Genomic DNA, 11,546 nt, shown 5'->3' with positions numbered 1-11,546 from the left:
AAGGAGGACAAGGAGGACAAGGAGGACAAGGAGGACAAGGAGGACAAGGAGGACAAGGAGGACAAGGAGGACAAGGAAGTATATTTCATTTCTTCCCTTGCCCCCCATTACGCGGTGATACTACCAGAAAATAAAACTGCATGGAACTGAAAAATCACTGGTTGGCTGTAAATAAAGTTGCTTTACCACGACTACTACAGTGGGTGAATCTCCGACCAGAGGAGAGCGAACGAACTCAGATAATGTTTATTTTTTACACAACTGTGTGTGTAGGATTGCGGTGGGCAGAAGACAGTACGGTGGCGCTGTTTTTAGATGAATATGGGACTCATCTCTTGCCGTGGATGTATATTGCCAGTGCCGCGATGAGTGCAGGACTGGTTTTTTTATACTCTTGGCTGCAAAGGATTTTTCCCTTACGCCGGGTGATTGTGGCGATCGCACCTTGTATGTTGATGCCATTACTTTTATTAGTTGTATTACGTTGGGGAGCGCATATTTCCTACCTGGCAGTTATTTCGGCCTTTCTGCTGCGGTTGTGGGTAGATGCCCTTTATGTAGTTAATGACCTCAACACCTCCATCGTTGCTAACCAAATATTTAATATTCGGGAGATTAAGCGCACTTACCCACTGGTGAGTAGTGGTCTTTTGGTAGCAGATGTGATTAGTGGTTTTAGTTTGCCTTGGCTAGTGCAATACACCTCACTAAATAAGATCATCTTTATCGCCTGTCTAGTGATTTTCTTAGGATCGGGGATTTTACTCTATTTAACTAATCGCTATCGAGCGGCTTTTCCTGAAACCCCACAAAAACTAATTCCTGAAGAACAAGCTTCACGAGAGCGTTTCATTAAAAGTCCCCTAAAGCGCTATGTTTGGCAATTGTTTGCCTTTGTCGGTCTATTGCAAGTAATTGGGTTGTTAATAGATTTTCAATATCTGCGCGAACTCCAATCTAATTTGGGCGACCGAGAACTCGCCAGTTTTTTGGGTCTTTTTGGTGGAATGTTGGGACTGTGTGAATTGTTGTTGCAATGGTTTATTTCCAGCCGACTCATCGAACGGATGGGAGTATTTTTCACAGCGACCCTTTTACCAATCACTGTAGGCATTGCACTACCAGGAGTGTTGGTATTGTTGAATTTAATTCCAGCCATCCAATCGCAAAGCTTTTTCTGGGGTTTGATAATTGTCAAATTTTGCGATGAACTTCTGCGCTACACCTTTGTCATGAGTAGCGGCCCCATCCTGTACCAACCGATTCCAGAGGCAATTCGCAGCCGGATGCAGACTTTATCTGGTGGAACCGCCGAAGCGATCGCTACAGGTTTGACAGGAGCGCTAATTTTTGCAACTCTATTGTTTTCTGGGCGGTTTGTACCCGTACCACTACAAAAGTTGGTGTTAGTAGCAGAAACAATGTTGATAGCTGGCACCTGTTTAAAAGTAGTTTGGGAATTGCGATCGCGCTACGTTGAACTGCTAGTTTTAAGTGTGGCCCGGGGTCACTTGAGTGCAACCAATGTCGGCTTACGATTCTTCAAGCAAGGCGTAGTCAAAGCTTTAGGAGAAAAAGGCAGCGAGGCTGATAAACGCTCTTGTATTGAACTTTTAGCCCAAATTGACACCCAAGGATCTGCGGAAGTTTTAGCACCTCTGTTAGTCAAATTAACCCCAGATTTACAGCGCCAAAGTTTGGAAGTTATGCTGATGGCAGGTGCAAATCCCGCTTATCTATCCGCCATCCGTCCTTTATTAGAACAACCGCAAGAAACTAACCCCGAAGTTTTTGCCTTGGCGCTACGCTACGTTTGGCTGGCTGAACCAAATCCTAATTTAACCATCCTAGAAGAATACCTGAACCCCCGGCAAAACTCACTCATCCGCGCCACCGCCGCCGCTTTAGTCTTACGCCAGGGAACGCCGATGCAAAAGGTAGCAGCAACTAAAACCATGCGCCGAATGTTGACTCATAAGCAAGAACGAGAACGGGTGAATGGAGTTAGAGCGCTCAGAGAAGCAGTTTATTTGCAGGCGTTGCGGATTCATATCCCGAATTTGTTACAAGATGAGTCGTTACGGGTACGCTGTGCCGTATTGGAAATGATTGCAGCAACCCATTTAGAAGAGTACTATTCAGCACTGATAGCAGCACTTTATTACAAATCAACCCGCACTACAGCAATGTCAGCCCTAGTACGACTAGAGAATGAAGCTATAGAAATGCTGTTGCGGTTAGCTACCAATATTTACAAACCAGAAGTAGTGCGGATGTACGCTTGGCGTACCATTGCTCAAATTGGTACTCAACAGGCATTAGAGACTTTATGGGAAAACTTGGAGACATCCTGGGGAACTACGAGGGATCATATACTTCGCAGCTTACTAAAAATACATAAACAACCAGGAATTAGAGGTTTAGTCGATCGATTTTATGAAAGTCGGGTAGAAAATTTAATCGAGCAGGAATTAAAGTTTTTAGGCGAAATTTACGCCGCGTATATAGACTTGAAAATATTAGACGAAAAAGAAAATCATCAAGCAAGTGAGAGGATTGTGATTGTCTCAGAGTTGCTGCAACGCGCCCTTTTAGAATTGGAATTGGATGTCAAGGAGCGGCTGCTACTATTATTGAAGCTGCTTTACTCGCCAGAAAAGATGCAGGCAGCAGCATTTAATTTGCGATCGCTCTCAGTGGTAAACTTAGCGCGGGGGTTAGAAATCCTAGAGCATACCGTAACTTTGTCTTCAAAGTCTCTGTTGCTGAATATTTTAGATAACCGACCGCAGGCAGAAAAATTGCAACATCTTGTAGAAGCCAAGATCGTAGAATATGAAAATATGGTAGTTAGCGATCGCCTCCACAGATTGCTGATGCTGGGTAACTTCCTTTCTGACTGGTGCCTAGCTTGCTGCTTTCATTTTGCTCAAGTAACTCGCACCAGACTAACAAGCTCTGAGATTTTAGTCAGTTTGCGTCATCCAACAGGCTTTGTTAGAGAAGCTGCGATCGCATATCTAAATATGGTTTCATATCGTGTTCTCCTGCAAATCTTACCCCAGTTACAAAAAGATCCACATCCTTTGGTGTCTGCTCAAGTTAAAGAGTTGCTCAAAAAATACCAATTCAAAAATTACAATTGACTTTGACAAAGAGTTTTAGCCTTAACCCAAGCGGATTGATTTATAAAGTAAAAATAAAATTAGCGTCGGGTGTATTAAGTACATATTTCTAGATGAGCGATCGCAGAAAATGTCATCAAAGCGCCTTACACACTGTGTCACATGGCGGTGCGTTAGGCTAAAGCCGTAACACACCCTAAATTTTGATTACTTTATAAATAGTTTCATACTGTTAATAAATCTCACCACATTTAAGTGTGTAAAAAACAAGACATTACAATAATTACCAATTACAAGAAGCAACCAAGCTAGCCACTATCTGAACTAGTTCTTCTGGATCGATCGGTTTAGATACATGAGTGTCAAAACCACCTTCCAAGGCACGAATCCGATCCTCACTATCAGCATAAGCTGTTAAAGCAATAGCGGGGACTCGTCCACCATTCTTTGGTTGAAGCGCACGGATTTTGCGAATGAAAGTGTAGCCATCCTCACCAGGCAACCCAATATCAGAAATTAACACATCGGGCTGCAATTCAGATAATACTTTGCGGGCCGCATCTGCCGAGATTACTGGTATAACTTTTGCTCCATCCATTTCCAACACAGTAGTGATGAAAAAGCGAGTATCATTATCATCCTCAACTACCAGGATATCTAAACCAGCAAGAGTTCCAGAAGTTTGCATAATAAAGTTTTTAATTAAATGACGAGCTTTGTACAAGTCCAAGTCGTAGTCACGGGGATGCTTGCAGTTGCGCGTGGGCGGAATCACGGCTGGGCTTGCAGGTGTTAAATTACGCGCACATCAGCATCGTATCCTGGTGGCTGGGTGTTAGCAACAACAGTAGGCAGCAGTTTATCCGCTCCATAAGACCACAGGCGGAGTACATCACTAGCGACAAGCCGCTAAGAACATCTACGGGTCTGGAATAAGACTTACCATAGCTTCTTTACAGATACTGCTGTTACCTGACGCAATTGCCACAAAGAGTAAATTAATTAGTCCAATAATTCGATCTTAACTTTGCGAAGGTAAGGAAATAGTAAAAATTTATTCAAGAATAAATTTTCAGCTTGCGTAATAGAATCTAGAAATAGTAAATTTATCAAACAGAATTCAGGAGTCAGAATGGCTAAACGCCCATTCTGGCTTCTGAATTCTTCTTCAATAAAATATTTAGACCGAGATTTGACTGAAAGTTTTACCTTTAAAATTACTTGAGCTAAACCATAAAACTCAATGCTGTACCGCAATTTTCAAACTCAAGCCGACCTAGATTACCAGTACAATCCCAGCGAACTAGGTCTTGATATCCCTGAATACATAAATTTTTATGCCACAAACAGTGCTGGAGTGCGTGAAAAACTACGTTGTCATCTAGATGTTGCTTTTGGCTCTACCCTAGTCGAACATCTAGATATTTTTCCCGCAACGCAGCCACAGGCACCAATTTTGGTATTTATCCACGGTGGCTATTGGATAATGTCCAGCAGCAAAGATTTTAGCTTTGTCGCCCAAGGTCTTGTAGCTGCCAATGTTACAGTGGTAGTGGTTAACTATGCCTTGTGTCCAAAAGTAACCATTGATGAGATTGTCCGTCAAAATCGTTCAGCGATCGCCTGGATTTATCATCATGCTGAAAGCTTTGGTGCAGACCCCAATCGCATCTATGTAGCTGGTCACTCAGCCGGTGGTCACTTAACTGCGATGCTCATGTCTACAGACTGGAAAAACGACTATGGACTACCAGATGACATCATTAAAGGTGGTTGTGCTATTAGCGGTTTGTTTGATTTGATGCCATTTCCTTACACCTGGCTACAACCCAAAATACAACTCACCTGGGCTGAAGTTCTTCGCAATAGTCCTATCCGTCATCTTCCTGAAAAATCTGGCTTTCTACTTGTAACTTTTGGTGGCGAAGAAACTTCAGAATTTCAACGTCAATCGCTAGATTTTTTGGCTGCATGGAAAGAAAAAGAATTACCTGGTGAATACTTACCACAGCCTAATGAAAACCACTTTACGGCAATCAATGGTTTTTTAGACACTGACAGTACACTGTGTACGGCAATTTTGAGGCAAATCAATAAAGCTACATGATATAGGACTAGTATTTTATTTTTGAAATTCATGTAGGGTGCGTTAGCAAGGAGAGTGCGGCACCATCCCAAGCTTATGGTGCGTTACGATGTTCCGTCTAACACACCCTACAGATACTTGTATTTTTTCAATAATCAAATATGATTCCTATATTAGCATTAATACATAACATGCCCTTTTAAAATACCTAAAATAAAGAGAGCGATCGCTTTCTCCAGCTTTTAGGCATTACTAGCTAGTATGAGGTCATGCACTTGGGAATTGCACTGGTGAGCAAAGCTTACTGTGGTTATGTTCTTATTTGAAGCGCCATATCTGCACCAAAATTAGGTGGATTTATTTTACTTTCCAGAAAAAGCGGTTTATCTGCTGTAATTTTGAGTTATAAACCTTCTCAACTCCAGCCTTTAAGAAGTCAGACGGCTCGTACAAAAACAAAAATATGTCACTAAAGCCATTAGCAATCTCTGGCAACTGATTTTTTTCTACAATTTGAAATCGCACCTTTGGATCGACTAAGTGCCCAAGTATTTGTACTGGTGGAAGGATGTTCTCAGTATTACTAATTAACAGTGGTTTATCTGCTTGACTAATAATATTAGCAATTTTCGGAAATTCTTGGTATCTTTCCGGGTATTTGTTCCACCATATCTGGGCTTGAGAGTTGATCGTACAAGATATAATTCCGCTCATTATTAATATAAATGTTACAAGTGACCAGAATTTTTTCTGCCAAGCTTTAGTATAAATAGACGTGAGCTTAGTGGTCAATAAATAAGCAACAGCTAACTGGATACCTAAAACGGAGGGAAGTGTATATCGACTAGTAGCATATCGATCTCGAAAGACAAAATCCGCTATTAGTAGGGGAAGACCTACTGAGCCAATTAAGGTTAAGACAAATAACCAAACTCTTTTAGATGTTCTTCGACAGAGAACATAAATTGAGTAGAGCATTAAAACTAAAATAATTAAAATAAACGGAATTAAGGCAATCTTAAGTTTTCCTGGATCGCTAGGGCTAATACCTAAATCAAGAAACGTCCGACTAAATATACCAGCCCATCTTGTCGCTGATGCAAATAATGTTTGTTTCACACCCGCCCAACCTACTGATTCTGGTTGAGGATTGGTAATAATAATCCAAATCCAAGGTACAAAAGTTATAAACGCCACAAGCGATGATATCAGATAAGAAACCGATATTTTAGTCAATCGGAAGCGTTCGATTGCAATTACATAAATTCCCTGTGAAAAAGCAACTAAGGTAAAAAATATATGGGTATAAAACCCTATTAATAATGCTGCTGCATAGATGAACCAACTAACCTTTGTTTGAAGGCGCATGGCTCGCAGCAGTGCTAAACTCGATGCTAAGATGGTTACTATCCATAAACTGTATGCTCGTGCTTCTTGTGCATACACCACGTCAACAGGTGAAACGGCTACTAAAGCTATGGCTATCCACCCTATTAGTGAAGACTCAAATAATTCTTTACATAGCAAATAAAGAAAAGGAAAAGTCAGCAGACTAATGAATGCCGAGAAACTTCTCGTTACTGCTACAGAATTACCAAATAATTCTACCCAAAACCGGGTTATCAAAATGTATAGCGGCAAAATCTGTGAGTCTTCTAAGATAATTCCTTTAACTGTATCAGTTGCATTTTTATCTGGGTTGGGATACTGATACTTCTGCAAATCTTCTGTGCCGAACACACGACCATTACCTAACTGCTTTTTCATTTCTGACTGCATATAGCCAGATATGCGTAATGATGAGAAAACCTCATCACCCCAATAAAGTTTTTTGTCAATATTAACGAATCGAAAAAATATACCTATAACTAATAGGATGATTACTAAAAAACGCAACCAAGATTTAGAAATATTCCAGTTCTCTGACAATTGGTTATTCATACATCAATAGTGATATCAGCAGAAGTTCAAAATAGTTTTAATCGCAGTTTATCTAAGATTCGTGTTTAGCATAACAGGTATAAGCCTGCAAGTAAACATCTAAATAATAATCTCAGATTAACAGTTAACCAGGATCGAATTCTCTATAAATATTTGGGCTAAAGGTATTCTATGTCAACAAAATGAGTCTCAAAACATTTGCAGATTTTGGCAATAAAATACCAGAATAAATACAATTTTTACTTGACATGGTATAGTATAAATTAATCTAAACGTAAAATAATTGTGTTAAAAACAAAAAGATTTGATAAAGTTTATACAAAGATACCATAAATACGCCTCCGGGTAGGATTGCAAGCAAAGGTACGTTAACGTTTGTTTAAACTCAACCTTGCAGTAGTCGAACCTTGGTCTGGTTTATTTTGTAGACTGAGCTAGCGATCGCTGTTGCGATATTTGCGATCGCGCCTAAACTGTCGCGCAAATAAGATTGCACAACTAGGGCGGGCAAGATGCCCACCCCACAAGAGATTTATTTTTTAGAGGATGCAAATTAAAATATTTTCAGCCTACTAACCAGAAAAAGAAATAATGTTTCCTTGTTTAGAGCCTCTTTGCCCCTTTTTGACGCAAATAAATATGGCTACGCCAAGCTGCGCGAACAGAAATCAAAGCGGGCTGTTATAGATGTATGTCATTTTGCCGCCTCCTCGACTTATTGCCATCTTCCAGTAATAGAATTAAAAGTGAAGCTTTTGTAAAGCCTTCAACTATCCAAAGATAGAGCTTTAGTAGCAGATTTTACCAAATGTTAGTAAATCAAAAATCTGTATCTAAAATGGGCTTGTAGCATATATAAACGCTTGTAAGATTTTTATGACTTCCCGTATTCGCTTTTTGATGTGTCCTCCTGACCACTACGATGTAGACTATGTGATTAATCCCTGGATGGAAGGGAATATTCATAAATCATCGCGCGATCGCGCCGTGGAACAATGGCAAGGATTACACCAAATCCTTAAACAACACGCCATCGTAGATTTAGTAACACCCCAGAAAGGTTGGCCTGATTTGGTTTTTACCGCCAACGCTGGCTTGGTACTGGGCGATAATGTCGTCCTCAGTCGCTTTTTACATAAAGAACGTCAAGGAGAGGAACCTTACTTCAAACAATGGTTTGAGGAAAATGGTTATACAGTTAATGAACTTCCCAAAGATTTGCCTTTTGAGGGCGCAGGAGACGCACTCCTAGATCGGGAAGGACGCTGGTTATGGGCGGGATACGGTTTCCGATCGGAATTAGATTCTCACCCTTATCTAGCTAAATGGCTAGATATTGAGGTTCTCTCACTGCGACTGATAGACGAACGTTTCTATCATTTGGATACCTGTTTTTGTCCCTTAGCAAATGGCTATTTGCTGTACTATCCTGGCGCTTTTGATTCTTATTCCAACCGCTTAATTGAAATGCGAGTCGCACCAGAAAAGCGCATCGCAATTGCTGAAGCTGATGCAGTCAACTTCGCTTGTAATTCGGTGAATGTGGACAGCATTGTGATCGTGAACAAAGCGAGTGAGGCTTTGAAAACCCGCCTTGCAGAGGTGGGTTTCCAAGTGTTGGAAACACCGCTTACTGAATTTCTCAAAGCTGGTGGCGCAGCTAAATGTTTAACTTTGCGGGTAACGGAACCAGTTAGAGATGAAATTCATGCCAATGTATCGGTAGAAAGCCGGATCATTCGCATGGAAGGACACTTACTAGATGCTGGCTTAATTAACCGCGCCTTAGATTTGATTATAGATGCCGGGGGAAGCTTCCAAGTCCTGAATTTCAACTTAGGAGAACAGCGGCAAAGTACCTCCGCCGCCGAGGTGAGAGTATCAGCACCATCTCATGAGGTGATGGAAGAAATCATCTCTTTATTAATTGATTTGGGTGCAGTAGATTTACCCCATGATGAGCGTGACGCAATCTTGGAACCTGTAATCCAAGATGGTGTAGCGCCAGATGATTTCTACGTCAGTACAATTTATCCTACCGAAGTCCGAATTAAGGGACAGTGGGTGAAGGTAGAAAATCAACGGATGGATGGCGCGATCGCAATTACTCAAACTCCCACTGGGTTCGTTGCTCGGTGTAAAATACTCCGCGATTTAAAAGTTGGCGAACAGGTAATTGTAGACGTTTTAGGTATCCGTACCATTCGCAAAACAGAATCGCGCGAACTCCGCAACACCCAAGAATTCAGCTTCATGTCGGCGGGCGTTTCCAGCGAACGGCGCGTGGAATTGGTGGTTGAACAAGTGGCTTGGGAATTACGTAAAATCCGCGATGCTGGCGGTAAAGTAGTTGTCACGGCTGGTCCCGTGGTGATTCACACTGGTGGCGGCGAACACCTAGCGCAACTGGTTCGAGAAGGATATGTACAGGCGCTGCTTGGTGGAAATGCGATCGCAGTTCACGACATCGAGCAAAATATCATGGGCACTTCCTTAGGTGTGGACATGAAGCGGGGTGTCGCCGTTCGGGGTGGACACCGCCATCACCTCAAGGTAATTAATAGTATCCGCCGTTATGGCAGCATCCCCAAAGCTGTGGAGGCAGGAGCAATTAAAAGTGGCGTGATGTATGAATGTGTCCACAATAATATACCTTTTGTGCTTGCGGGATCGATTCGGGATGACGGGCCTTTACCTGATACCCAAATGGATTTGATTCAAGCACAGGAGGAATATGCCAAACACTTAGAAGGTGCAGAGATGATTTTGATGCTGTCATCGATGCTGCACTCCATTGGCGTGGGGAATATGACTCCGGCGGGGGTGAAAATGGTGTGTGTGGATATTAATCCAGCTGTGGTGACTAAGTTAAGCGATCGCGGTTCTGTAGAATCGGTAGGTGTGGTGACGGATGTGGGATTATTCCTCAGTCTGTTGATTCAGCAGTTGGATAAGTTGACAAGTCCTTATGTGAATAAGGTAGGTTAAGAAAACGTAGACGCAAAGGCGCAGAGAAAGGGAGATGACAAGAGTAGCTTTCAGTGAAGAGTTGCAGATTAATTGGGTAAGTTTGATTGCTGATTTCTTGTTGGTGGGGATGGTTTTTGGCCCGCCTATTGCTCCCTTTTTGGCTGCGTCTGGAGTGTCTTTGCTTCCTGAGATTGCGGACATCATTTATTTCATGGGCGATCGTGTCTGTCCGCAACCAGATATGGGGTTAGATTTAGCACCACCGTTTATTATGGCTGTATGTATGCGCTGCTACGGCACTGTCACGGGTTTGCTGATTACTCGTCTGCTGTATGGCGTAACTCGTGGTAAGGGATTTTACTGGTTAAGTCAGTATGGTGGGAGTGGTGCAGCTTTAGCTAGTGTGCTGATGATGGCTTATCCTTTGGAATTAGCAGCACAGATTTTCGGTTTCTGGAGTTTTAATAATTATGTGGTTACGCCTTTTGGGTTGATTACTGGTTTGGCATGGGGATTGTTTACTATGCCGATTTTGCATGGGTGGCATGGTGCTAAAACCAGCTTGCATCAATTGTAGAATTAGAAACCGCGTCTACACAGGTAAAACCCACCTCTGCAAGTTACCACTTGATTTTCTCTTAGTCCACGGAGGTGGACTTTGTTTGTGTAGCCGCGTTCGCGCAGTGTGCCGCAGGCAATTCCATTCGCCCTAGACTAAGCAATTTAGAAACCGCCCTGACTGTAGGTTGACACTCATGATGCGACTAACTTTTTGCGGCTGGGACGCTTGTACTCTGATTTTTTCTTCAATCCTACCGCTTGGGCTTGATCGCTATTTGAGCCGTATTGTCCGCGCACAACTTCTTTCATTGCTAATACTGCATTGTGAAATTCCCATTCTGCTAATCGCGCAGCATCAGCAGCAGCACGGTATAAAGTTAATTTTTCGGTTTCAGCTTGTTGCTGGGTCAGCATAGCTTGATAAGCTTGCTGTAAATTTGCAACAGAGGCATCAGCACGGTTTGTGTCGTATGTACTGATGGTTTGCAAACCGTGCCATGAAATAACATCTTCACTAATTAATTGAGGGCGCAAACGGCGTGTTGTATCTTGGGTAGACATATCAGGATACTGGTCTAAGGTACATATTTAATGTACCCATTACAACTCTAAAGATATCAGTAAGGTGAAGTTTTGAGATCAAACAAGGTTAAGCAAAGGGTAAACTCATTTTTGCAGGTCAATGCATCAAAGGTGCAGGTCGATACAACAAAGAAGCAGGTCGATACAACAAAGAAGCAGGTCGATGCAACAAAGGTGCAAGCCGATACAACAAAGGTGCAAGCCGATACAACAAAGAAGCAGGTCGATGCAACAAAGGTGCAGGTTGTAAGGTGAGCAAATATTTGCCCACCCCACACATA

General features: G+C 42.1%; 9 protein-coding genes. 4 read left to right on the top strand and 5 right to left on the bottom strand.

The genetic code is table 11. From position 1 onward, the window contains the following. Nucleotides 1–140 precede the first annotated feature (140 nt). Nucleotides 141–3,146 (top strand): MFS transporter, encoded by a 3,006-nt coding sequence (locus tag CDG77_RS22200; RefSeq protein ID WP_094331506.1) that lies wholly within the window; start codon nucleotides 141–143, stop codon nucleotides 3,144–3,146. A gap of 262 nt (nucleotides 3,147–3,408) precedes the next feature. Here CDG77_RS22200 and CDG77_RS22195 read toward each other — a convergent pair whose 3' ends face one another. After that, nucleotides 3,409–3,813 (bottom strand): response regulator, encoded by a 405-nt coding sequence (locus CDG77_RS22195; protein WP_094331509.1) that lies wholly within the window; start codon nucleotides 3,811–3,813, stop codon nucleotides 3,409–3,411. A 555-nt stretch (nucleotides 3,814–4,368) separates the two neighbouring features. On the opposite strand from CDG77_RS22195, the gene CDG77_RS22190 reads away from it, so the two are divergent. After that, complete coding sequence (locus CDG77_RS22190; protein WP_094331505.1) at nucleotides 4,369–5,232, top strand: alpha/beta hydrolase; 864 nt, start codon at nucleotides 4,369–4,371, stop codon at nucleotides 5,230–5,232. Between the two features lie 336 nt (nucleotides 5,233–5,568). Here CDG77_RS22190 and CDG77_RS22185 read toward each other — a convergent pair whose 3' ends face one another. Continuing rightward, complete coding sequence (locus tag CDG77_RS22185) at nucleotides 5,569–7,152, bottom strand: glycosyltransferase family 39 protein (RefSeq protein WP_094331503.1); 1,584 nt, start codon at nucleotides 7,150–7,152, stop codon at nucleotides 5,569–5,571. Nucleotides 7,153–7,537: 385 nt separating this feature from the next. Beyond that, entirely contained in the window at nucleotides 7,538–7,663 is a 126-nt protein-coding gene (locus CDG77_RS38605; RefSeq protein WP_258169595.1) for a hypothetical protein, read from the bottom strand. Nucleotides 7,664–8,028: 365 nt separating this feature from the next. On the opposite strand from CDG77_RS38605, the gene argZ reads away from it, so the two are divergent. Next, a complete protein-coding gene (gene argZ, locus CDG77_RS22180; RefSeq protein ID WP_094331502.1) occupies nucleotides 8,029–10,140 on the top strand; it encodes a bifunctional arginine dihydrolase/ornithine cyclodeaminase in 2,112 nt (703 codons plus the stop codon). A 34-nt stretch (nucleotides 10,141–10,174) separates the two neighbouring features. Further along, nucleotides 10,175–10,699, top strand: coding sequence for a DUF2085 domain-containing protein (locus CDG77_RS22175; protein WP_094331501.1), 525 nt, complete (start codon nucleotides 10,175–10,177; stop codon nucleotides 10,697–10,699). 176 nt (nucleotides 10,700–10,875) lie between these two features. On the opposite strand, the gene CDG77_RS22170 is transcribed toward CDG77_RS22175, so the two are convergent. Together CDG77_RS22170 and CDG77_RS35655 are read right to left on the bottom strand one after the other, a co-directional pair. Further along, the gene (locus CDG77_RS22170) at nucleotides 10,876–11,244 is read right to left on the bottom strand and encodes a hypothetical protein (protein ID WP_094331499.1); all 369 of its coding nucleotides are present in this window, start codon (nucleotides 11,242–11,244) and stop codon (nucleotides 10,876–10,878) included. Nucleotides 11,245–11,362: 118 nt separating this feature from the next. After that, entirely contained in the window at nucleotides 11,363–11,545 is a 183-nt protein-coding gene (locus tag CDG77_RS35655) for a hypothetical protein (RefSeq protein WP_143857070.1), read from the bottom strand. Nucleotide 11,546 lies beyond the last annotated feature (1 nt).

This window comes from Nostoc sp. 'Peltigera membranacea cyanobiont' 213 (genome assembly GCF_002245975.1).
Classification (GTDB): domain Bacteria; phylum Cyanobacteriota; class Cyanobacteriia; order Cyanobacteriales; family Nostocaceae; genus Nostoc.
Note: the sequence above shows the minus strand (reverse complement) of the source record. Positions and strands in the feature narration are given on the sequence as shown.

What these genes read in the sequence shown, in the direction of transcription:
- CDG77_RS22200 (WP_094331506.1), top strand. Translation starts at nt 141, where the DNA reads ATGGAACTGAAAAATCACTGGTTGGCTGTAAATAAAGTTGCTTTACCA.
- CDG77_RS22195 (WP_094331509.1), bottom strand. Translation starts at nt 3,813, where the DNA reads ATGCAAACTTCTGGAACTCTTGCTGGTTTAGATATCCTGGTAGTTGAG.
- CDG77_RS22190 (WP_094331505.1), top strand. Translation starts at nt 4,369, where the DNA reads ATGCTGTACCGCAATTTTCAAACTCAAGCCGACCTAGATTACCAGTAC.
- CDG77_RS22185 (WP_094331503.1), bottom strand. Translation starts at nt 7,152, where the DNA reads ATGAATAACCAATTGTCAGAGAACTGGAATATTTCTAAATCTTGGTTG.
- argZ (WP_094331502.1), top strand. Translation starts at nt 8,029, where the DNA reads ATGACTTCCCGTATTCGCTTTTTGATGTGTCCTCCTGACCACTACGAT.
- CDG77_RS22175 (WP_094331501.1), top strand. Translation starts at nt 10,175, where the DNA reads ATGACAAGAGTAGCTTTCAGTGAAGAGTTGCAGATTAATTGGGTAAGT.
- CDG77_RS22170 (WP_094331499.1), bottom strand. Translation starts at nt 11,244, where the DNA reads ATGTCTACCCAAGATACAACACGCCGTTTGCGCCCTCAATTAATTAGT.
- CDG77_RS35655 (WP_143857070.1), bottom strand. Translation starts at nt 11,545, where the DNA reads ATGTGTGGGGTGGGCAAATATTTGCTCACCTTACAACCTGCACCTTTG.